The organism is Streptococcus sp. HMSC061E03 (genome assembly GCF_001813505.1).
Taxonomy (GTDB): Bacteria; Bacillota; Bacilli; order Lactobacillales; family Streptococcaceae; genus Streptococcus.
The window spans coordinates 827,826-848,823 of record NZ_KV812784.1; the positions used below are offsets into that span (position 1 = coordinate 827,826).

Below are 20,998 nucleotides of genomic sequence, written 5' to 3' on the forward strand. Positions count from 1 at the left end.
AGAAGTTCCATGACTAATTATTGAGCCTAAGGAAAGTTTTTAAGATGACTTTGAATTCAATTTGAATAACCTCTTCCATCCTACTTCTTCTGATACAAATCAAAAACGATCTTGTCATTATAGAGGTCAATGGTATTGGCCTTGACATATATTCCAAAGTCATTGTCAATTTCTGGCAATACAATGGTGATGGTAGACTGCTTGGGTGAGATCTGAACAAATTTTGGGATATTTTTATTTTTACTCAAGAGCTGCAAAACCATCCTTTGTGGAATTTGAAAGGTTCCGACTGAAAAATCCTTCACCGTCAAGAGAATGTTCCCATTTTCCAATTTGGATGGTTGAAAGTAAATATATAAGGGATAATCCTTCCCCAAGAGACTCAACTGCCCTTCTAATAGGATTTGCTGATTGTCCGCATAGACCTTGTAGTCGGACAGCTTATATTTTTTCAGTAGCGATTTGATGGTATCATTGAGTTGATCCCGAGTCGTTGTCATGGTTCCAACTTTGACATCTTTGGTGCCAACTGCTTGATGAAGCTGGCTAACATCTTCTCTTGGCGTCGCTAAGCGTCCTTGCACAACTATAGCGAAGGCTAAGAGAAGGCTGACCAAACCTAAAAATAACCATTTCCAAATATTGATTTTTTGAAGGAAGGGGACCTTCTCTTTGATGGGATTATTTTTGACTCCAAGTTTTTTTTGTGGCATTGATTTTCTCCAATATTGCTTGTTTCATCTTTTCATAGCCCGTATTGTTGGGGTGAAAGCTATCCTCTTCATACAGGGCATCATTGATAACAGTTGTCTTCCCGTCACTGATTTCTGATACGCCCATTTTGCCATCAATTCCTTTATAGAGCAAATCATTGATCGGAACGAAATAGACCTGATCAAATTGCGCGATGGTTTCTTCCGTCGTCTCATTCCAACGATCTACAGCCGTCTGGATACTGGTTAATTCAGGAAAATTCAGGTAAAGAGGATTGTAGATCCCCACTACATAAATAGGAAGATGGGGATTGTCCTTTCTGGCCTTTTTAATAATTTCTTTGAGGTTAGCTGTATAATACTTGAGCGGTTTTTGGATATCTGATAGAGAAAAATCACTCAGATGATCGACAACAACTTTGCGCAGATCATTTCCCCCAACTGTTAAGGTCATGACACGCGCCTTCTTGAGATCCTTCTGAAGGTCTGTTTGTTTCTTGAGTCGATCTAAGATCTGAGCACTTGTATTCCCAGCTACTCCATAGTTGACAGGCTGGTACTGGCCGTCATTTTCATTGGACAGGCTTTGGGCAAGGATGGGCACGAAGCCCCCTTGCTTGGTGCTATCCCCTACTCCTTCAGTCAGTGAATCCCCTAGAGCTACATAAGTATAGGTGATTTCTTTCGCAGCCGTTTTGGGCTTGGTCATACGAGGGGATGCAGTTGGTAGCAGAGCACGAAATAGAAAGACAAAGACAAGAAGGCTGGTTAAAAAGAAAACCAAGCCTTGCATCATTTTTTTAAGATTCATATGAATACGATCGCTTATCCTTGAAAAATCACTTGTCCATCACAGATTGTATAAGCAACTTTCCCTTTTAATGTTTCACCCACAAATGGTGAATTGCCAGCTTTTGAAGCGAAATGATCCGATACCAGACGATCTGCTTCTGGATCAAAGATGGTTAAATCAGCCGGTCCATCCACTGCGATATAGCCAGCATCAAAATCATAGAGACGTGCTGGATTATAGGACATCTTTTCAAGCAATTGCATCAGGCTTAAATGGCCAGCATGCACCAAGTAGGTCAAACCAAGAGAAAGCGAAGTTTCAAGCCCAGTCATGCCAGATGGTGCTTTGGTAATATCAGGAACATTCTTCTCATCTGCATGGTGAGGCGCGTGGTCAGTCGCAATCACGGAGATGACGCCTGACTTCAAGCCTTCAATCACTGCTAGACGGTCAGATTCCAAGCGAAGAGGTGGATTCATCTTAGCATTGCTTCCCTTAGTCAAGAGCAGACTTTCTGTTTTCGAAAAGTGTTGAGGTGCCACTTCTGCCGTCACATGAGCTCCTAATCCTTGGGCAAATTCCACCACCTTGACACTTTCTTCCTTGGAAAGGTGTTGGATATGGAGGTGAGCACCTGTCGCATGGGCAATCATGGCATCACGCGCAGCCATTGAATATTCGGCTACACCCGTCGCCCCACAGACATGGAAGTGTTCCTTAGCAATGTTCTCATTCAAACCAAGAATGCCATTCAACTCAGGGTCTTCTTCATGCAGACTAATAAAGGTTCCTAGACGCTTAGCCTCTTCCAAGGCTTGGCGGACAACCTTAGTGCTTTGAAGGGGAATCCCGTCATCTGAAAACCCTACTGCACCGGCCTTAAGCAATCCTTCAAAATCTGTCAGGTGTTGACCGTCAAAGTTCTTAGTCACCGTCGCAACCGTATGAATATGAAGATTTTCCTTGGCTGCAGAAGCTAAGACTTCCTCTAAGGTCGCAATATCTGAAATGGTCGGATTGGTATTGGCCATCATGACCACTCGAGTAAAACCACCAGCAGCTGCGGCTAAGGCACCCGTATGGATGTCTTCTTTATGAGTTTGACCAGGTTCACGGAAATGCACGTGTACATCGATCAAACCAGGTGCCACAACCAGACCAGTAGCATCAAGGACTTCTTGTCCATCCGTTGGGAGGTTCTCAGCGATCTCTACAATTTTCTTTCCTTCAATGCGAAGATCACAGACTTGATCCAAGCCAGTCTTGGGATCCATTACGCGACCATTTTTAATGACAACCATTGCATTCTCCTTTATTCATAAAAATCAACATGCGACTCTAACAAGCGGTCGCCGTCATAGCGAAACATTGCTGAAAAGAAGGGTTTATCCTCCAACAACCACTCGACAAAGGTGTGGTCCCCTTCCCAGGTTGGTTTTGAGAGGACTTGATCATAAGGCACCCACTCCAAGGTCCCTTCGTTACACTCGATTAGTTCTCCTTCAAAATCTGTTACCTTGAAGACATAGGTGTACCAGTCTAAATCTGGAGTGAACTCCGGAAAGGTAATGATCCCTTTTAAGACTGGCTTAGCTCTAAGGCCTGTCTCTTCAAAAATCTCACGCGCCGCACACTCCTGTGGGGTTTCCCCGCGTTCTAATTTTCCACCAACTCCGATCCATTTACCTTCATGGACATCATTGGGCTTTTTATTGCGATGCAACATGAGAAATTCTTTCCCATTGTCAATGTAACAAATCGTTGCTAATTGTGGCATTTCTTTCTCCTATCTTAACCAATCAATCGGCTCGCGTCCCGCCTCTTTCAAAAATTGATTGGTTTTTGAAAAGGGTTGGGAACCAAAGAATCCTCTGTAGGCCGATAAAGGACTTGGGTGAGCTGATTCAAGGACCAAATGTCGATCGTGGGTAATCAGTGGCTTTTTCTTACGGGCATAAGATCCCCAGAGGATAAAGACAACAGGCTCCTCCAACTCATTGACCACCTTGATCACAGCATCTGTGAAAGGCTCCCAAATTTGACTAGCATGACCATTAGCCTGACCAGCTGGAACCGTCAAGCAGGCATTGAGCAAGAGCACGCCTTGCTCTGCCCAAGAGGTCAGATCATGGGAACGCTTCTCTCCGATATCTGAGCGCAATTCTTTGAGAATATTTTGCAAAGAAGGCGGCGCTGGTACATGATCTGGAACAGAAAAACTTAAGCCCTGCGCTTGATCCGGTCCATGGTAGGGATCTTGGCCTAAGATCAAAACCTTGACCTGATCCATCTCTGTCGTCTGCAAGGCCTTAAAGACCTTGTCACGCGGTGGATAAACCACTCCTTTGCTATAGACTTCATTCATAAAGTCATTGATCTGGTGAAAATACCCTTCTGGAAGATGGGATTTGATGGCTTCATGCCAGGGTGAATGCTGCATGGAAACTCTCCGCTATCCAATAAATTCTTACCTTCCATTATACCACATTTGGCGCAGATCCACTGGATAAAAAAGAGGCTGGACATTTTTGTCCAACCTCAATTTCTGCCTGTCAAACAAGCGAGAGCTTTTATGTATTTTCTTTCTTGGTAAATCCTGCTAGACCGATCGAAGCGACTAGTAAAATTTGCGGTAAGAATTGGATGAGGTAGCGGGTCTTTCCACCTTCAAAGATGGTTAAGAAGAGCAAACCACCAAAGACCGCTAAGGAAAGGAAGTTAAAGTCATCTGTATCTCGACGTTTGAGATAAGCTCCAACCAAACCAGCCGATAGGACGATCCAAATCACCTGCTTCACAAATTCATAATACTTGTACTGCGGGCGATCAATGCTGAGGAAATAGGTCCGCATCCATTTTGCCAGACCATTATTTTTAGTCAGGGGTGCGTAGAGAGGATTGATAAAAGGCGTCTTCTCATACTCTACATCTCGGTAAAGCCAACCTAGGGTCCCTTCTGCTACCGTCAAGGATTGCTTGTAGTAGATATGCCCGATCAAACCGAACGGTCCGTACTCCTTGAGACGGCGCTTGATTTCTTTGATCACATTTTCTTTTTTAAAGAGGCCATTGTTGTAATCCGAGCGCTTATCCTCATCGATATAGGCCAACAAGCCTTCTTTCATATCTTCTTGGTTATGCCCCATATCTGTCAAGCCCAGATTGATAAACAAGAGCGGTCCTTTAGCCAGCCCTTCTTGTTTCAAGATCGGTACAACTCTTTGATGATTAACCGCCGTATTCAATCCTGTAAAGACAAAGCCCGTCATCATGACCGTCACCGTAGCAATCTTTCCAAAGGCCTTCCAATTTCCTCTGAAAAAGAGCACAGCCCAAAAGGCAATCATGACAATAATCGTCGTTGGACGGATCAACATGGATACGCCAGATAAGATCCCCAAGCCAACAATCTTCTTCCAGGAGACTGCTTGATCTTCCTTTAATAGATCCAAAGCCCACCATAACTGAAGAGCGATCAAAGGAAGTGGCGGAATATCCGTATACATGGAATAGAAATAAGGCGAGTAACAGATCAAGCTCACATAGAAGAGATAGACCAGATCAGCCGTTTTTTGATTGAAATGCTTCTGGGAAAGCTTGTACAAGAGGACTGCACCCAGATTGACATAGAGGATATTGAGAGCCTGCATGACCCACAGACCGCTAGAGCCAAATAAGACATAGAAAAACTTCTCGTAAAGAAAGAGCGGAATGTTATTGGGATTGCGACTGAGGTAGTTGGTGATGGAAGATTGCTTAAGAAGATCAAAAGCCCCTTTGAAAACAACCGCAGCATCCCGACGGATAAAGAGCTCCGCACAGACCATGACAATCACCTGAAAGACAACCGCTCCAAGCAAGAAGCCTTTTTTGTGCCGGGTCAACCAAGCAAAGGCACTCTTTAGCCCATCGCGTTTCAACCAGGCTAGCAGAAATAGCAATCCAGCACCTAAAATGGCTAGCCATGAAATCTCTCTCAGATAAATCACACTGATCAAGAACCAGTGGACCATCACTAGCAACATGACAACATGAAGCATCCCAAATAGAATACGTTTACTTTTCGATAACATAGGTCCATTATATCAAAAAAACAGCATTTCTGCTGTTTTGGGGTGGTACGAAAACATTTAGGTTGGCGAATGATCTAAATTATTTAGGAGCTTCCTTGAAATCAAACTCTATTTCCCGAGGCTCTGTGAATTCAAGACCTCTATAAAAGAGAACAACCAACAAATATAAAATCAATCCCAAAAACAAGCGCATTTGAACGAAATATGCTAGAAACAGGACTATAGCACTTAAACAAACGAGGGCAAACAATTGACGTTTTCTTATTTTTCGCATTCACCACACCTCGGTTCCATTTGCTGTTTTTTGAAGATACTCTGTAGGCTTTATCTGACCAACTAATGATAGTTCTGCTCCATTTTTCTTAACAAACTGCTTCAACTGCACATATCTGGCAATAGTGACCAACCATAAAGTGATCATAACTGCAAAGAGAAACAAAAGGACATTTATCGCTCCTTCTCTAACATTCAAATCAAGATTTGCTTTTCCAAAGAAAAGGTCCATGGGAAGGATCTTTCTAAATGTCCTTGCTAATAATAAACCTAGTGGAACACCAATCAAAGAAGAAATATTTGCTGGTGCTTTCTTTGAAAAAATTTGATCTTTAAACAAATGGTTGGTCTGGTACACTTTACGGTATCTGTCAAAAGGGATTTTACTATTGCGTTTGATAATAAATTCTTCCCCTTGATCTGTTACCAACAAAAAGTAGCCCCAGAGAGGCTTTTTCCCATTCAAACTGATATTAAAACATGTTCCTTTTGTGAGCATTGAAAATCCTCTCATTCAACCAAATATATATGAATGTGCTTTTTATTTAAGATGGGTCCGAACAATTCAACCTAACAAAGCTAGAATACATACTAGCCCAAGATAAAATCCAACTGTTAGAATCATTCCGATTTTATAGAAACCGACTAAGCCGGCATATCGTTCGACAAAACCGATCTGTGGGTCGACTGGATTATAAAAGACTGTCATGGGAGACCCGATTGGGAATATCATCCGCAAATCCAGATTTTTGCCGGCTCCAAGAACATAGGTTCTATCGAAAACATTGGCCTGCCTAGATTTGGAAGAAGTCTCCCTAAAATAAGCATAGGTGAATGTCTTTTGGTATCTTTCGCCCCCGACCTGATACTCCACCACAGGCAGAGAAATAAGCGGTTGATTTTTGGAATCAAAAGCAACTACTTCTCCCATAATTTTTGCGGTTGATTCTGTTTTCACTTTAATTTCACGACGATACAAGGTGTAAAAGATAAGCAACATGATCAAGAAAACAAGGGTCAGAATGCCCAAACTAAGCCAGAATGTTGTTACTGTCATTTGTTTTTTACCCTTTCACAAAAACTAGTTGATTTCAAACCACTTGAAAAGTCATCTTACTCTCCCCTTTTCAACCAATTCTGTTGCTGCGCTTTTTCTGCAAGATCTTTTGCTTTGTTTATATCTAGTGAGTTTGAATCTGATGGGGCATTGGATTCGATTTCTTCTTTCAATTCTTGTAAGGTTTGAACATCTTTCGGAGTTAAATTAGAGACTGTGCTAGATCCTTTTTCTGTTGAATTTTCTGGCACAGACTGGACCTCGCGATAGGTTTTGATCACTTCAGTTCCTGCGTCTGTTGTCGGAAGAGGACGATAGAACATGAAGAAACCAATAATGACAATCAGAAGAGCCGTAGCTGATACCAAAACCCCTTTCTGCAGATTCTCCACAGGAAGTTTAGTATCTTTAGTAGACAAGCTCTTCCATTCTGGATGTTCTTCCTCAGTTTCTTTTTTGGCATTGAAAGCAGGGGTAACCAAGACTTGGTTCATCAAAGTCAGTGCCCCCAAGGCCATCAATAAAAATGGGATATGACGTGATTTACTAATGACTACTAAAATTCCTCCCGCAATAGCCATCAAACTGATGACGATATTAACGGTAAACCAGACCCGAGCCTGTTTCTTCATTTGCAAATAATCTTCTTTTGACATCTTCTTCTCCCTTAAAAATAGTTTTTCTTTCATCCATAAGAACAATTACTACTATCATACCGGATTTTACTTTGAGATTCAAGTTAACCACCAACTAGTGAAAAGAGTATAAAAAAGAAGCGTTAGAAACGCTTCCGTCCTATTATTTATTTTGCCAAGTTTCTTGGTTTTCCTTGAAACGGTGCAACAACTCTAATCCTTCAGAAGTGATGTAACCTTGTTCCTCTGCCAAATGGATCAATTCTGTATAGTTAGACAAGGTTTCAAGTTGAACGCCAGCTTCCGCAAATTTCTTATCTGCTTTCTCCAATTGGTAGGTGAAGATAGCTACGACACCAAGAACGTCCGCCCCTTCACGCTTGGCAGCTGCGACAGCATCCAAGACAGATCCACCAGTAGAAATCAAATCTTCCACTACGACCATCTTTTGACCTTGTGGTACACGGCCTTCGATTTGGTTTCCAGCACCATGGTCTTTTGGTTTGCTACGAATGTAGGCAAATGGTAAATTCATCTTATCCGCAATAATGGCTCCGTGAGGAATCCCTGCAGTTGCTGTACCTGCAATCACTTCTACTTCAGGGAAAGCTTCCTTGATTTTATCTACAAATCCATTTTCGATCAAGGTACGAGTTTCAGGATAAGCGAGGGTTACACGGTTATCTGTATAAATAGGGGATTTGATCCCAGATGCCCAAGTAAAAGGTTCTTCTGGTTTCAAATAAACGGCTTCAATTTTCAAAAGATGGCTGGCAATATCTTTAGCTAATGACATAAGGACTCCTTTTTTACGATTTTAATCACATACGAATTAAATCATTTTTTGATTTAAACAACAACATTACAGGTTAGTGAATGCGTTAGGAAAGGCCCTATCGGGCTCCGATTATTCCGACGTTCACAGAAGAGAAACGATCATTTTCTCTTCTGTGATCTAGTGAATGCGTTAGGAAAGATCCAATCGGACTTTCCGTAGAACGTCTTGAAGCAAAGCTTCTTAGACGTTCTTAACTATTCCACTGTCTCTTAATTTCATGGTATGCGTCCCATGGGTTTTCTGCTTGGATGATTGGGCGTCCAACGACAATATAGTCAGAGCCAATTTTATGGGCTTCTTGTGGGGTCATAACCCGTTTTTGGTCACCGATTTCAGCTCCAGCAGGACGAATCCCTGGTGTGACACAGACAAAGTCTGATGAAGTGGCATCCTTGATCAAGGCTACTTCGTGGGCTGAACAGACAACGCCATCCAAGCCTGCTTCTTGGGCCTTGCGAGCATAATTGACTACTGATTCTTGGACCGTTGTTTGGATGTTTTGGCAATCGCGCATGTCTTCTTCACTGGTAGAAGTCAACTGGGTCACGGCTACCAACTTAGCCCCTTCACCAAGAGCTGCCTTGGCTTCGCGCATCATCTCTACACCACCGGCTGCGTGGACCGTCACCATATCTACTCCGAAGGTCCCCAACACGGACATGGCTGATTTGACTGTATTTGGGATATCATGCAATTTTAAATCAAGGAAAATACTGTGTCCAAGCCCTTTGAGGTAATGTACAATTTCAGGACCAACTGCATAGAAAAATTCCATTCCGATTTTTACAAATAATTTTTCGTCTTCTGGAAAATGCTCTAAAAAGTTTTTGACATCCTCGAAAGCTGGGAAGTCAAGGGCGATAATAGGACGTTCTTCACGCATGGATTACTCCTTTTTTGATTGATCATTTTATCTACAAAAAAACCTTGCCCGAGGCAAGGTTACACGAAAATTAGGTAGGAACAACTACCATGATTCACCGTCTAGACCTTAGGAGCCTCTCTGGACTGCTTTAAAGGTTTTTATTTATTGTAGTACGATATTTGGGAAAAGTCAAGGATTTACAGTAGATTTTCCCGTACATGTTTTCGGAAGTTCTCAAGGGTGTCAATACCATAGCGATCCATGACCTGTGGCAGATCTTCGATGATGGTTGGACAAGCATAAGGATCGGTAAAATTAGCGGTTCCAACTCCAATCGCAGAGGCACCAGCAATCATCATTTCAATGGCTGCTTCTGCTGAATCCACACCTCCCATTCCGATAATCGGAAGTTTAGTGGATTGGGCGACCTGGCGGATGAGTTTTAATGCAACTGGGAAAACGGCTGGACCAGACATGCCTCCGGTTCCATTGGCAATGATGGGCTTACCAGTCTTGAGGTCAAAGCGCATGCCGACCAAGGTATTGATCATGGTCAAACCAGTTGCACCTGCGTCTTCTGCTGCTTTTGCGACCTGCGTGATGTCTGCTACACTAGGCGTTAACTTGACATAGACAGGGACTGAGGATGCTTCTACCGCTACTTTCACAGCCGCATAGGCCAACTCAGGAACCTGCCCGATTAAAAGACCGTTGTTGCCATGGTCTACGTTTGGACAAGAGATATTGAGCTCAATGGCTTTGACATTTGGCGCTTGCGAGATCTTGCCAGATACCGTCGCATACTCTTCGTTGGAGAAGCCAGCTACATTGGCAATAATCGGTAAGTCGGGATAATGTTGGGCCAGCCAAGGAAGTTTTTCTGCCAGGACCACGTCTACCCCTGGATTTTGGAGCCCAATGGCATTGAGCATGCCGGCAGGCGTCTCGGCGACACGTGGCGTTGGATTACCAAAACGAGCCTCAGCAGTTGTCGCCTTGATCATGATGGATCCAAGCAGATCTAAGTCATAGTATTTGGCATATTCCTGACCGAAACCAAAACAGCCAGATGCCGGAATAATCGGGTTTTTCAAGTCTAAACCAGGTAAGGATACGGCTAGTCGATTTGCTGTCATAAGGTCCTCCTACATCACAATCGTACCGGTTTCAAAGACCGGTCCGTCTTCACACACGCGCTTATTAGCTGCTTGGCTTTCATTTTCCAGATGCACTACACAGGCATAGCAAGCCCCCATCCCACAAGCCATTCGTGATTCCATGGAAATGTAGGCGCGGGGATGGTCATGAAATTTGGTATTGACATATTTGAGCATGCCAGGTGCTCCACAAGAATAGATAGCGTCAAACTCCTGGTCCATCTGATCAATAACCGTAGAGACATAGCCCTTAGTGCCATAAGTCCCATCGTCTGTCGTTACAGTGACATGAGCCACCTGAGAAAGCTCTTCTTCCAAAATGACGGCGTCTTTGGTCGCAAAGCCGACAACCACTTCAACTTCTACCCCTTGCTCATGGAGTTGTTTGGCCACTTGGACCAAAGGAGGTACTCCAATCCCGCCACCGATAATCAAGGCACTCTCCCCTTGACCAAGACCTTTTAGGTCAAATCCATTTCCTTGAGGGCCCATGACACTGAGGAAGCTACCGACAGGCAGCTGAGAAAAGATGGCTGTCCCTCCCCCTTCTACCCGATAGATGAGGCGACAGGTCTGGCTGCCTGGATCTATCTCAGAGATAGAAATAGGACGACGGAGGAGCTTAGAGTCATCCGGTACACGGATATGGAGAAACTGCCCCGGCAACATCTGCTCCACCATTTCCCCCTTCAAGACCATTGAAAAAATCCGTGGCGCAATCTCTTCTTGAGCGATTAACTCCATGTCTTCCATCATGATTTTTCCAAACCGTTTTTTACAGCTATCACTGACCATTGGTTTCCTCTTCTTTCTTCCAGCAAAAAAGACCTCGCAAAAGCAAGGTCCTACAAATTATCAGCTAGACTCGGTCCGCTGATCTTTTTTCTGTCTTTCCTTGCAGGCCTCTCTGGACCCCTTAAAGGTTAAATTTGTCTCATTATATCGCGCTCCTTGACGCTTGTCAAGTAAAATCAGTAACTCAGGAAGCTTTACGGGGGTCAAAATCTTCTGGGATCGGTTTGATGTATTGCATGGCGATTCGGTTCTCAGGCTTGCGATCGACTAGATAAAGAACCAGTAAAAAGATCCATTCCAACATTAGGTAGTAAATCAGGTCCATAGCCCATTTTTTCTTGATATGTTTAGCAAAAGGATAGCCATAGCGGTCATAATTGCAACGTAAGAAGCGATGGAAACGTGGCGTCTTTTCTTCTAATACTTGCTCAAAAGCATTGGCAATACAGAGCTGGCGATTGACAACGACTGGATGACCGTGACGGACTCCCATCCGCTGGGGCTTGACCACCTTTTCATGACCACCAGCCGCAACCGTACAAAGATAATGCTCATCAATGATAAGATTCTGAGGAGGGATCTTTTGCGAGAAGGCCCAGTCTGCTGTATTGGTCCAGGCTTTGATCATGGAATCTGGTTGTTGCCCAAAGAGCATGAGAATGAGGACGACGAGAGCCAGCGTCGGAAGGGCAAGAAGAAACGCTAGCCAAGGCCAGTTACGTGACTTGTTTAAGAGCTGATGGAAAAACTGAAGCAGGCGATTCTCATAGCTGATCTCTGTTTGATCTTCTTGCCACTCCTTGATACGAACCCACAAGAGATTGATGGAATAGATCAGTAAGAAAAAGGTGTGAAAACTTGCTACCTGCAGCTGTTGATCAAAAACTAAGAGGAGGACCACTCCTCCTAGAATGCCACTAATACAGAAGATATTAGCCAATGGAGAGAGGGAATTCGCATCCCGATAGGAATAGATGATCAAGGCTAGCAAGGTGAGAGCAGCAAAGGTGAAGAAGGTTGGATAGGCGCCCGACCAGATCAGGGCGTGCTTCTGCGAATTAATCAGGCGTTCACTCCAATCGTAAAAGGTCATATCTTTCACGATGAAAATGAAAATCGCTTCGAGAAAGCAACCAAAGAGACCAAACCAAAGAACAATTGTAGGCTGTTGCTTTTTCTTTTTGCTAGGCTTAGGACTCGGTGATTCAGTTTTGAATGCGTCTTCTTCTATCAGCTCTTCTCCCTTCTCTGATCCACTCTCTTCAAACAGATCCGGATCTTTGAGAGCATCTTCCTCTGCTTCTTTGAACTGGATGCTGGACCACCGACCGATCCCATAGATGATGACAAAAATATTGGGTACAAAAAGGGCTAAGGTCACACCATAGGGCAAGACCTCCATCGTAAAGGATACTATAGCAAGAAAACTAAATTGAATGAATGGATCCTTAATTGCGTAGAGCGACTGACTAATAACCAAATAGATGTAAAAGGCCAATAGAATCAGAGCATTGGTCACAAAATTGATCTGCAACAGACCAGCTGTGAAATGGGTTTCCAATTCCTTATCCTTTTTCTTATACCAGGAAACGAGTTTTTTCATAAGATCTCCTCAATCAATTTTTTACCATTCTATCAATCAGATCTTACCTTCAGCAAGGCAAAACTGTATTTTTCCATCAAAATCAGTCCCCAGATGTAGATTTTGTTTCCAATCTTCTATTTTTTAACTATTTGATCTAGCCTACTTCCTATTACCTACCTCAGCCTGTCTTATTCTCATACAGTCCTTGAAAGACCACATTTTACGGGAAAAACGCGCTTTTTTATGTTAAAATAAAAGCATGAGAATACAACAATTACAATACATTATCAAAATCGTCGAAACCGGCTCTATGAATGAGGCCGCAAAACAACTCTTCATCACTCAACCTAGCCTTTCCAATGCTGTCAAGGACTTGGAAAATGAGATGGGAATTGAAATCTTTATCCGAAATCCCAAAGGGATCACTTTGACCCGCGATGGGATGGAGTTCCTCTCTTATGCCCGCCAGGTGGTGGAGCAGATTGACCTCTTGTCCGAGCGCTATAAAAATCCTGTGGGCTCTCGTGAGCTTTTCAGCGTCTCTTCACAGCACTACGCCTTCGTGGTTGAGGCCTTCGTTTCACTATTGAAGAAAAGCGACATGGAAAAATACGAGCTCTTCCTACGGGAGACGCGGACTTGGGAGATCATCGATGACGTCAAGAACTTCCGCAGCGAGGTTGGCGTACTCTTTTTGAATAGCTACAACCGCGATGTCCTCTCTAAGATGCTGGATGATAATCACCTGATTGCCACCCACCTCTTTACAGCGCAACCTCATATCTTTGTCAGTAAGACCAATCCTCTTGCCAAGAAGGAGATCGTTCACTTGTCTGATCTGGAAGATTTCCCATACCTTAGCTATGACCAAGGAACCCACAACTCCTTCTACTTCTCAGAAGAGATTCTCTCTCAAGAGCATCATAAGAAATCCATCGTCGTCAGTGACCGGGCGACCCTCTTTAATCTCTTGATTGGTCTAGATGGCTACACCATTGCGACCGGGATCCTCAACAGCAATCTCAACGGAAATAACATCGTCTCCATTCCCCTTGATATCGAAGACCCGATTGAGCTGGTCTACATCAAACATGAAAAAACAGCCCTCTCAAAAATGGGAGAAAAATTCATCGAGTACTTGCTTGAGGAAGTGAAGTTTGATAAGTAAAAAAATATCTGAGTGATCCATTTTCACTCAGATATTTTTTATGGTCATTTCTATATTTGGAAATCAAGATGGGACAATAAATTGTATCCACGAAATCATTCCAACATCCATAATTTCTGAAATTAGTTAACATTTTTACTAAGTATTTCAGTTGTGTATTCATTTTTATCTGTGTATGTTTTCGATTGTGATAAAACTCTAAAACCTTCACTATTTCGATTTTCATCTGGCAAAATATAGGTATCTGTAATTGTAGTTTTAAATGTATTTCCTGTCGGGCTAACTCCTAGTGGAAGATTGCTAAATCGATCTGAATAAAACAATTTATAAAAGCGAGAATTTTGTGAAACAGATAAATTATCATAACTAAAATCAAGACTTCTATCCCAATAATTCTTTTGAGTGGATGGGTTATAAGCATCAAAGAATTCTTGTTTTTCCTTGGATGAACTCGATTTTGTTTGTAAAAAGAACACAGGGCGGAAATAATCAAAATCAGGATCACCACCATACTGATAGTAAGTTTGGAGCTTGCCGTTCTTTGGATTTTTCACTTGGAATTGAATAACCGTACTTTCATCAGGAATTTGAAACAAGGTATCCCCTTGGTAAAGCATTAGAAGAGTAGAGAGTACATCATGATGCTTTTCGCCTAGTAGCTGTATTTTAGGGAAGCGATATGATAGTTTTTGATATAATTTTCTGTCCACATTCGTCTGACTAAATGCAGGACCAATTATACCTGTCACTAGGGGGATATCAGCCTTCGTCTTGTCGGTAAAGGTCACATGTAGTATTGGTGAATCATTATAGCCCTTTATATCCGTTCTAGTTGATTCTTGCCATTGCCCTTCCGTAGGTTTTTGTTCATTTCGATCGTGGATAATTTCAATATTAATATCCTTGATAATCTTTTTCTGTGGCTTAATTTTACTAACTTTATATTGATAGACTTTGTGATAAGTAAACTTTGAATCAAACCACTCAGGCTTGATATAATACCGAAGCCCCATGTAGACAATCGTCAAGACCGCTACCAAACTAAGTATCATATATCTCTTTTTAAGTTTTAACTTCTTCATCGTCACCTCTTTGGAAATTGATTTGATAACAATATAATTACTTTCCATTAAACCATAATCATACACTTTTTTCAAAATGTAAAGTAAATTTTGATATGAAATTTTTTAATCCAGAAATCAATAATTTTTTAGTTTGAAATAATAGCATTTTCTTGCAATTGAGTTCCAGGAAAACGATAGCTATTATGGATCACCTATGTTAAAATAAAGGCACTGCATTTAACTTGCTATCGTTATGGCGATGTTTTTAACAGATGCCTTTTTTAAACATCACACTATCATTGGAGGATGTATGAGTAAAAAACTTAAGAAAAGACTGATATGGATTCCCTCGATTCTAATTCCGATTTTGCTTCTTATTTTCTTTTTAAGTCCATCTATCAGCATTGAAACGGTCGGTAATGGTGTATTTGAAAAAGAGCAAAATACCTCAAATTTTCAAAAATCGAACAAGATGTATTTTGTAACTGTTTCAGAAAAAAATCTTGAGGATTACTCTACTGAAAAAATAAGTCTTGTGGATGATAAGAATCAAGAAATCACCATTCAGAAGAAAGATTGGGCTTCAGCAAGCAAGACGGTATTATGGTTCTACGGAAAACCTCATTCCAACTATAAGCTGACTTATCACATACAAAAGAAAAACGATACAGATCAAACTGTTCTTCGAAAGACTTTTTCCACCGCTGATAAACCGTCTAATCTAGAAGATGTAAACCAAATTGTTGAGAAGAAAGTAAAGGATGAATCCAATAAGAAAATAAAAGATAGTATTCTTAATAAGACAAAGGAAATGAGTAAATCTATAAATGTTTACTACACCCCTACTCAAACAGAATTAGAATCCATTCAACAGGCTTACACGGAAACTTTTATCACTGATTTATCTGGTTATAAAGTACACATGGATACTGCTACTTCTGATGGTTATTCTTTCACAGTTACTTCTAAATGGTCTGAACCTGACATAAATGATCTCAATCGAAGAATCGATGAGAGGGAAAATCAATTAAAGCAGGAAGTTGGTCACGACTATACCCAATTATACAAACGAATCATTGACGAACTACCGAATTTGATCAGACAAACACCTAAAACTACCACTATAAAAGAAAATAAAAGCATCTTTAAAGTTGGTAGAATTGATCCAAAAGCTATCGAGAAGAATTATCATTTTTCTGAACTCAATCTCCTAGACGATGACTTCGGGGATCCTATCTCAAACATCCTACTGTAAAAACAAGTCCAAATGAGAAGCATTTGGACTTGTTTTGATTTGGTTTTAAAACTTCAGTAATATATTCATCGTTATTCAATTGGGTATGTGTTCTAAATCAAACCACTCAGACTTTAGGGAATAAACAAACTGACTAAACAATTTCTTCATCTTCACCTCCTAAATATGAACTCTAGTAACAAGATTGAAAGCTCTTGTTTCTTACTTATATTTCTCTTCATCTTTTGCTCGATCATTAATTTCGTGGAACTCCAACAGTTTACCAAGGACTTCTTGTACGTATTCCTCTTTATTTTTCTCTGTATAGGTTTTTGTGGCTGTCCGTACTTTCATCCGATCATTTTGATCAGGTTTTATCAACTGCGTACGAGTGACGGTTGTTTTAAATTCAGAACCTGTGAGATCTATTTTCAGAGGAAGATTCGATAGAGCATCTGAATAGAACCATTTATAATAGTGAAATTGATACGGGTAGGTACTAGTCAACTCTTTAGGGAAGGGATCGACTCCCCTATCCCAGTAGCCCTTCCAACTGTTATGGTAATCATCATAAAACGATTGCATGTCTGCTTGGCTCACATCTTTTTTAGTTTTTACAAACACAGGAGAATTTGTTTTCTCTGGCAAATACCCATACTCAAAATAGGTTTGTAACTTTCCAGTTTTTGGATTCTTTAGGTCAAAACGCATAACAGCTTCTGTTTCAGGAGCTTGATAGAGGGTGTCCCCTACATACATCATTCCACTAAAATAAACGAAGGAATAATTTTGATTATACTCTGTACTGAATTTCGGGAATCTAGGGAGCATTTTCTCCTCTAATTTATTATTGTATTCCAAATCCCGACTAAATGTTGGACCTAAATGAAACGCCTTTTGTAGCGGGATTCTGATTTTTGAGCCATCTTCTAACAGGGCATGTAAAATGACATCTCCACCGTCATAAGGACCAATATCAGACCGAAGATCTTCCGACCAAGTCAATCCATCAGGAACAACAGCCTTATCGTCGTAGATAAACTCAAGATTAATTTCTTTTACTTTTGCTTTTTTGGGCTTGATCTTCTCTGATTTGTAGTTGTAAACCTTAATATACTGATCATTCTTATCAAACAAACCAGGATCAACAGATGTTTTCAAATAGTAATAAAGTCCAAAGAAGAATAGTCCTAAAGCTACTAAAACGAGCGGTAATATTCTTTTAAACTTCTTCATACACACCTCCTGAGAAAATCTAGCACATTTTAACATAAGGAACAAACTCGAACAATCTAATCTATTGACTTGATATAAATATGATCCATAAAAATGTTGAAGTGTTTCACTCTAGAATTGAAATAAACTAAACTCCAGCTTGTATTATTCTATTATGATTTTTGGTTTTTTTCTGTCAAGAATTTCATACGTGTATTCAGTTTGATCAGTGTATGTTTTCGATTTTGATGTAACTTTTTCACCCTCGCTACTCTGATCTTCATTTGGTAAAATATAGGTATCTGTAATCGTTGTTTTAAATGTATGTCCCGTAGGGCTAATTCCAACCGGCTGATTGCTTAATCGATCGGAATAAAATAAACGATAATAACGATACTCTTGCGAGATCGATAAATTAGCATGTCTAAAATCGAAATCTCTATCCCAATAATTTTTTTGACTAGATTGGTTATAAGCATTAAAAAATTCTGGCTTTTCATTAAATAAGTGTGCTTTATTTTGTAAAAAGAATACTGGTCGAAAATAATTAAATTTAGGTTCTGAACCATATTGATAGTAAGTTTGTAGCTTACCATTATTTGGATTTTTCACCTGAAATTGAATCACTGTTTGTTCCTCTGGAATTTGAAATAAGGTATCTCCCTGATAGAGCATTAGAACAGATTCTAAAGAATGATATTGAACAACATCAATCGGTTCTGCTAACGGGAAACGAGACGATAATTTTTTATATAATTCATCATCCAAATTTTTCCAACTAAATGCTGGACCAATTCGATCTGTTCGTAAAGGAATATCAGCCTTACTATTATCAGTAAAAGTCACATGTAATATTGGGTCAATACGATAACTATCTATATCTGTTCGTATGGTCTCTTTCCATTTTCCATCTGTAGGCTTTTGCTCTTTTATATCGTGTATAATTTCGATGTTAATATCTTTGATAATCTTTTTCTGTGGTTTTATTTTACTAACTTTGTATTGATATACCTTATGATAAGTATACTCTAAATCAAACCAATCTGGCTTGATATAATACCGAAGCCCGAAGTAGCCAATCAAAAAACTCACTAAAGCAAGAAAGATATATTTTTTCTTAATATTTAACTTCTTCATGCACACCTCCTAAGAAAATCTATTTCATTATATCATAATCAAATACATTCTTATAGCGCTAGTCAAAAGGGAGACATAAAAACACCTGAAACAAGTGGATTTCCACTTCTCTCAGGTGTTCTTTTATTGTCTTAATTGTGAAAATACTTGGCCAATTTTTCCTTCGATAACTAGATCTGCTTGCTTGTCTTGTGGGATACTGGTTTTATTGATGACAACCAGCTTCTTCCCTTGGAAATACTGGATCAAGCTAGCTGCTGGGTAGACCACAAGTGAGGTCCCACCGATAATCAGCAGATCAGCCTCTTGGATAGCTTGAGCAGCTTGGCTAAAGATGTCCATATCGAGAGGCTCCTCGTAGAGGGTCACATCAGGCTTGACCACCTCGCCACAGTCCAGACAGTGTGGAACCGGGCCTTCTAAAGCTAGAAAGGCCTCCAAATCATAAAATCGCTGGCAACCCTTACAGTAATTGCGGTCGGCACTGCCATGGAGCTTCAAAACTTTTTTAGAACCAGCCATTTCATGGAGACTATCAATATTTTGTGTCACCACCGCCTTGAGCTTACCAGTCTCTTCAAGCCGTGCCAGATACCGATGGGCTGCATTGGGCTTGGCATCTGGGTAGAGCAAGTACTTCTTATAAAAGTCGAAAAAGTCCTCTGGATAGCGCTCAAACATGGTATGGGAGACCAATTGCTCAGCTGTCAAATGCCGCCCTACCTGAACACTATAGACACCGTCTGAGCTTCGAAAATCTGGAATATTTGACTCCGTGGAAACTCCTGCCCCTCCGAAAAACACAATCCGTTGACTCTGATCAATCATCTCCTGTAGTTGAGCAATCTTATCCATCTACTTCTCCTTTAGTAGCTCTTCCATGACAGCATTGGCCTGATCAAAATAAAAGTTAGCTTGATCATAATGAATGCCTGTGTAGCTTGCAAGGTCAATCAAATTCTTCATAAAATCCTGAGAAGAGAAACCTGTCGTCCGATGGAGCTCTTCTTCATCAAAAGGCTTGATCAAGTGGGCCAGGGGATTGCGAACTGATTTTTCTAACTCCCGCAATTGTTGGGCCGCAACTTTGACGCTATCTGGCAAGTCCAACTGCACAATCAACTCCGTCAAACTGGATGAATTGACCACACTTTCGCTGTGGAATTGCTGCAGGATAGGGTTGTCAGACGCATGCAGGCTCTCAAATTTCCAACGGTCATAACTGGATTCTTTGGAGTTATGAATATAGTTGGTAATATCAGGAATTTTCAACTGAATCAATCGCATAAAGATCCGATAGATGGCTGGGCTGACGGCACGAACAAAGTCAATAATCTGCTCATTTCGCAACTTCGCCTCTAAGTCATAGAGGTAATTGGCCAACTGCTCATCTTCTGGATCTTCATGCCAAAAAAGCTGAAAACCAGTCGCTTCTAGCAACTCGGTTCTCAACTTTTGATTCATGACGGGTTGAATATTGAGCTCTCGACGCTCCGCCATTAACTGCAGTAAGCTCACCAACAAATCCGGTACATCTTCCTGCTGCTTGATAGAACGCAGAGCCCGGCTGTAGTGATAATTTTGGAGATCGTAGAGCCATTCATCATGAAAGAATTTTGCCATTAGTCTGCAATCAAGGTCTCAAGACCAACTTTCATCATGTCTGTGAAAGTATTTTGACGTTCTTCAGCAGTTGTGTCCTCATCTGGATTGACCAAACTATCTGAAATCGTCATGATAGCAAGGGCATCAACATGGTGTTGAGCAGCAAGATAGTAAAGAGCCGCTGCTTCCATTTCCACAGCTTTGACGCCCCATTTACCAAGCTCGATGTTTTTTTCACCATAGTTTGAATAGAAAACATCTGATGACAAGACATTGCCGACGTGAGTGGTCATACCAAGGTCTTTGGCAATGTGGTAAGCCTTGTCTAAAAGATCAAAGCTAGCAATTTGAGGGAAATCGTATTGAGGCCAGTCGTTGCGGATGATGTTTGAGTTGGTTGCAGCTGCTTGTGCCAAGACCAATTCACGAACATGCACATCCTCATTCAAAGAACCAGCCGTTCCCACACGGATCAATTTCTTCACGCCGTAGTCGACAATCAACTCACGCGCATAAATAGAGATCGATGGCATCCCCATCCCAGTTCCCATAACAGAAACACGGTGACCTTTGTAAGTCCCTGTGTAACCAAACATGTTACGGACTTCGTTGAAGCAAACAGCGTCTTCAAGGAAATTCTCAGCAATAAATTTCGCACGAAGAGGATCCCCAGGAAGAAGAATTTTATCAGCAATTTCACCCTGCTTAGCAGCAATATGGATAGACATAGTTTATGATACAAAGAGCGACCAGAAAGCGACTGAAAATTAGGAATCTGACGAGAAATCCTG

At 41.2% G+C, this 20,998-nt stretch carries 22 protein-coding genes; 2 read left to right on the forward strand and 20 right to left on the reverse strand.

Annotation, left to right across the window (positions count from 1 at the left end; genetic code table 11):
- Window positions 1–80: 80 nt before the first annotated feature.
- From HMPREF2917_RS04150 to HMPREF2917_RS04220, 14 genes are all read right to left on the reverse strand, one after another.
- Window positions 81–713 carry a YpmS family protein gene (locus HMPREF2917_RS04150; protein WP_070589087.1) on the reverse strand — a complete coding sequence of 211 codons (633 nt, stop codon included), beginning with the start codon at window positions 711–713 and terminating at the stop codon, window positions 81–83.
- Entirely contained in the window at window positions 682–1,524 is an 843-nt protein-coding gene (locus HMPREF2917_RS04155) for an SGNH/GDSL hydrolase family protein (protein ID WP_070589089.1), read from the reverse strand. Before HMPREF2917_RS04155 ends, HMPREF2917_RS04150 begins: the two co-directional genes overlap by 32 nt.
- A 14-nt stretch (window positions 1,525–1,538) precedes the next feature.
- Window positions 1,539–2,807, reverse strand: a complete 1,269-nt coding sequence (locus HMPREF2917_RS04160; protein WP_049473043.1) for a dihydroorotase — start codon at window positions 2,805–2,807, stop codon at window positions 1,539–1,541.
- Between the two features lie 11 nt (window positions 2,808–2,818).
- On the reverse strand, window positions 2,819–3,283 hold the full coding sequence (locus HMPREF2917_RS11215) for an NUDIX hydrolase (protein WP_003003493.1): 465 nt from the start codon (window positions 3,281–3,283) through the stop codon (window positions 2,819–2,821).
- A 9-nt stretch (window positions 3,284–3,292) separates the two neighbouring features.
- Complete coding sequence (locus HMPREF2917_RS11220) at window positions 3,293–3,946, reverse strand: uracil-DNA glycosylase (protein ID WP_070589091.1); 654 nt, start codon at window positions 3,944–3,946, stop codon at window positions 3,293–3,295.
- A gap of 130 nt (window positions 3,947–4,076) precedes the next feature.
- On the reverse strand, window positions 4,077–5,579 hold the full coding sequence (locus tag HMPREF2917_RS04175) for a glycosyltransferase family 39 protein (protein WP_070589093.1): 1,503 nt from the start codon (window positions 5,577–5,579) through the stop codon (window positions 4,077–4,079).
- Between the two features lie 274 nt (window positions 5,580–5,853).
- Window positions 5,854–6,351 carry a hypothetical protein gene (locus HMPREF2917_RS04185; RefSeq protein WP_256324249.1) on the reverse strand — a complete coding sequence of 166 codons (498 nt, stop codon included), beginning with the start codon at window positions 6,349–6,351 and terminating at the stop codon, window positions 5,854–5,856.
- 66 nt (window positions 6,352–6,417) lie between these two features.
- Window positions 6,418–6,909: a DUF3592 domain-containing protein gene (locus HMPREF2917_RS04190; protein WP_070589099.1), complete on the reverse strand. Its 492-nt coding sequence runs from the start codon at window positions 6,907–6,909 to the stop codon at window positions 6,418–6,420.
- A 56-nt stretch (window positions 6,910–6,965) separates the two neighbouring features.
- Complete coding sequence (locus tag HMPREF2917_RS04195; RefSeq protein WP_049485761.1) at window positions 6,966–7,565, reverse strand: hypothetical protein; 600 nt, start codon at window positions 7,563–7,565, stop codon at window positions 6,966–6,968.
- 142 nt (window positions 7,566–7,707) lie between these two features.
- Window positions 7,708–8,340 carry an orotate phosphoribosyltransferase gene (pyrE, locus tag HMPREF2917_RS04200; protein ID WP_003003338.1) on the reverse strand — a complete coding sequence of 211 codons (633 nt, stop codon included), beginning with the start codon at window positions 8,338–8,340 and terminating at the stop codon, window positions 7,708–7,710.
- Between the two features lie 232 nt (window positions 8,341–8,572).
- Complete coding sequence (gene pyrF, locus HMPREF2917_RS04205; RefSeq protein WP_013903499.1) at window positions 8,573–9,265, reverse strand: orotidine-5'-phosphate decarboxylase; 693 nt, start codon at window positions 9,263–9,265, stop codon at window positions 8,573–8,575.
- 179 nt (window positions 9,266–9,444) lie between these two features.
- Window positions 9,445–10,383: a dihydroorotate dehydrogenase gene (locus HMPREF2917_RS04210; protein ID WP_070589102.1), complete on the reverse strand. Its 939-nt coding sequence runs from the start codon at window positions 10,381–10,383 to the stop codon at window positions 9,445–9,447.
- A 9-nt stretch (window positions 10,384–10,392) separates the two neighbouring features.
- Entirely contained in the window at window positions 10,393–11,199 is an 807-nt protein-coding gene (locus HMPREF2917_RS04215) for a dihydroorotate dehydrogenase electron transfer subunit (protein WP_070589103.1), read from the reverse strand.
- 184 nt (window positions 11,200–11,383) lie between these two features.
- Complete coding sequence (locus tag HMPREF2917_RS04220) at window positions 11,384–12,802, reverse strand: DUF6688 domain-containing protein (protein ID WP_070589106.1); 1,419 nt, start codon at window positions 12,800–12,802, stop codon at window positions 11,384–11,386.
- A gap of 241 nt (window positions 12,803–13,043) precedes the next feature.
- Here HMPREF2917_RS04220 and HMPREF2917_RS04225 point away from each other — a divergent pair, with 241 nt between their 5' ends.
- On the forward strand, window positions 13,044–13,952 hold the full coding sequence (locus HMPREF2917_RS04225; protein WP_003003594.1) for a LysR family transcriptional regulator: 909 nt from the start codon (window positions 13,044–13,046) through the stop codon (window positions 13,950–13,952).
- Between the two features lie 122 nt (window positions 13,953–14,074).
- On the opposite strand, the gene HMPREF2917_RS04230 is transcribed toward HMPREF2917_RS04225, so the two are convergent.
- Window positions 14,075–15,034: a hypothetical protein gene (locus HMPREF2917_RS04230; protein WP_070589108.1), complete on the reverse strand. Its 960-nt coding sequence runs from the start codon at window positions 15,032–15,034 to the stop codon at window positions 14,075–14,077.
- Window positions 15,035–15,326: 292 nt separating this feature from the next.
- Between HMPREF2917_RS04230 and HMPREF2917_RS04235 the strand changes: the two genes are divergently transcribed.
- Complete coding sequence (locus HMPREF2917_RS04235) at window positions 15,327–16,271, forward strand: hypothetical protein (RefSeq protein WP_070589110.1); 945 nt, start codon at window positions 15,327–15,329, stop codon at window positions 16,269–16,271.
- A 201-nt stretch (window positions 16,272–16,472) separates the two neighbouring features.
- Here the strand turns inward: HMPREF2917_RS04235 and HMPREF2917_RS04240 are convergent, their stop codons facing one another.
- From HMPREF2917_RS04240 to deoD, 5 genes are all read right to left on the reverse strand, one after another.
- A complete protein-coding gene (locus HMPREF2917_RS04240) occupies window positions 16,473–17,486 on the reverse strand; it encodes a hypothetical protein (RefSeq protein ID WP_070589111.1) in 1,014 nt (337 codons plus the stop codon).
- Window positions 17,487–17,630: 144 nt separating this feature from the next.
- Complete coding sequence (locus HMPREF2917_RS04245; protein ID WP_070589114.1) at window positions 17,631–18,602, reverse strand: hypothetical protein; 972 nt, start codon at window positions 18,600–18,602, stop codon at window positions 17,631–17,633.
- A 123-nt stretch (window positions 18,603–18,725) separates the two neighbouring features.
- On the reverse strand, window positions 18,726–19,457 hold the full coding sequence (locus tag HMPREF2917_RS04250) for an NAD-dependent protein deacylase (RefSeq protein WP_070589116.1): 732 nt from the start codon (window positions 19,455–19,457) through the stop codon (window positions 18,726–18,728).
- On the reverse strand, window positions 19,458–20,225 hold the full coding sequence (locus HMPREF2917_RS04255) for a hypothetical protein (RefSeq protein WP_070589118.1): 768 nt from the start codon (window positions 20,223–20,225) through the stop codon (window positions 19,458–19,460).
- Window positions 20,225–20,935, reverse strand: coding sequence for a purine-nucleoside phosphorylase (gene deoD / locus HMPREF2917_RS04260; RefSeq protein WP_003007097.1), 711 nt, complete (start codon window positions 20,933–20,935; stop codon window positions 20,225–20,227). Before deoD ends, HMPREF2917_RS04255 begins: the two co-directional genes overlap by 1 nt.
- Window positions 20,936–20,998: the final 63 nt, after the last annotated feature.

Excerpts from the sequence above, each read along its gene's own strand:
- HMPREF2917_RS04150 (WP_070589087.1), bottom strand. The coding sequence starts at position 713 with ATGCCACAAAAAAAACTTGGAGTCAAAAATAATCCCATCAAAGAGAAG.
- HMPREF2917_RS04155 (WP_070589089.1), bottom strand. The coding sequence starts at position 1,524 with ATGAATCTTAAAAAAATGATGCAAGGCTTGGTTTTCTTTTTAACCAGC.
- HMPREF2917_RS04160 (WP_049473043.1), bottom strand. The coding sequence starts at position 2,807 with ATGGTTGTCATTAAAAATGGTCGCGTAATGGATCCCAAGACTGGCTTG.
- HMPREF2917_RS11215 (WP_003003493.1), bottom strand. The coding sequence starts at position 3,283 with ATGCCACAATTAGCAACGATTTGTTACATTGACAATGGGAAAGAATTT.
- HMPREF2917_RS11220 (WP_070589091.1), bottom strand. The coding sequence starts at position 3,946 with ATGCAGCATTCACCCTGGCATGAAGCCATCAAATCCCATCTTCCAGAA.
- HMPREF2917_RS04175 (WP_070589093.1), bottom strand. The coding sequence starts at position 5,579 with ATGTTATCGAAAAGTAAACGTATTCTATTTGGGATGCTTCATGTTGTC.
- HMPREF2917_RS04185 (WP_256324249.1), bottom strand. The coding sequence starts at position 6,351 with ATGCTCACAAAAGGAACATGTTTTAATATCAGTTTGAATGGGAAAAAG.
- HMPREF2917_RS04190 (WP_070589099.1), bottom strand. The coding sequence starts at position 6,909 with ATGACAGTAACAACATTCTGGCTTAGTTTGGGCATTCTGACCCTTGTT.
- HMPREF2917_RS04195 (WP_049485761.1), bottom strand. The coding sequence starts at position 7,565 with ATGTCAAAAGAAGATTATTTGCAAATGAAGAAACAGGCTCGGGTCTGG.
- pyrE (WP_003003338.1), bottom strand. The coding sequence starts at position 8,340 with ATGTCATTAGCTAAAGATATTGCCAGCCATCTTTTGAAAATTGAAGCC.
- pyrF (WP_013903499.1), bottom strand. The coding sequence starts at position 9,265 with ATGCGTGAAGAACGTCCTATTATCGCCCTTGACTTCCCAGCTTTCGAG.
- HMPREF2917_RS04210 (WP_070589102.1), bottom strand. The coding sequence starts at position 10,383 with ATGACAGCAAATCGACTAGCCGTATCCTTACCTGGTTTAGACTTGAAA.
- HMPREF2917_RS04215 (WP_070589103.1), bottom strand. The coding sequence starts at position 11,199 with ATGGTCAGTGATAGCTGTAAAAAACGGTTTGGAAAAATCATGATGGAA.
- HMPREF2917_RS04220 (WP_070589106.1), bottom strand. The coding sequence starts at position 12,802 with ATGAAAAAACTCGTTTCCTGGTATAAGAAAAAGGATAAGGAATTGGAA.
- HMPREF2917_RS04225 (WP_003003594.1), top strand. The coding sequence starts at position 13,044 with ATGAGAATACAACAATTACAATACATTATCAAAATCGTCGAAACCGGC.
- HMPREF2917_RS04230 (WP_070589108.1), bottom strand. The coding sequence starts at position 15,034 with ATGAAGAAGTTAAAACTTAAAAAGAGATATATGATACTTAGTTTGGTA.
- HMPREF2917_RS04235 (WP_070589110.1), top strand. The coding sequence starts at position 15,327 with ATGAGTAAAAAACTTAAGAAAAGACTGATATGGATTCCCTCGATTCTA.
- HMPREF2917_RS04240 (WP_070589111.1), bottom strand. The coding sequence starts at position 17,486 with ATGAAGAAGTTTAAAAGAATATTACCGCTCGTTTTAGTAGCTTTAGGA.
- HMPREF2917_RS04245 (WP_070589114.1), bottom strand. The coding sequence starts at position 18,602 with ATGAAGAAGTTAAATATTAAGAAAAAATATATCTTTCTTGCTTTAGTG.
- HMPREF2917_RS04250 (WP_070589116.1), bottom strand. The coding sequence starts at position 19,457 with ATGGATAAGATTGCTCAACTACAGGAGATGATTGATCAGAGTCAACGG.
- HMPREF2917_RS04255 (WP_070589118.1), bottom strand. The coding sequence starts at position 20,225 with ATGGCAAAATTCTTTCATGATGAATGGCTCTACGATCTCCAAAATTAT.
- deoD (WP_003007097.1), bottom strand. The coding sequence starts at position 20,935 with ATGTCTATCCATATTGCTGCTAAGCAGGGTGAAATTGCTGATAAAATT.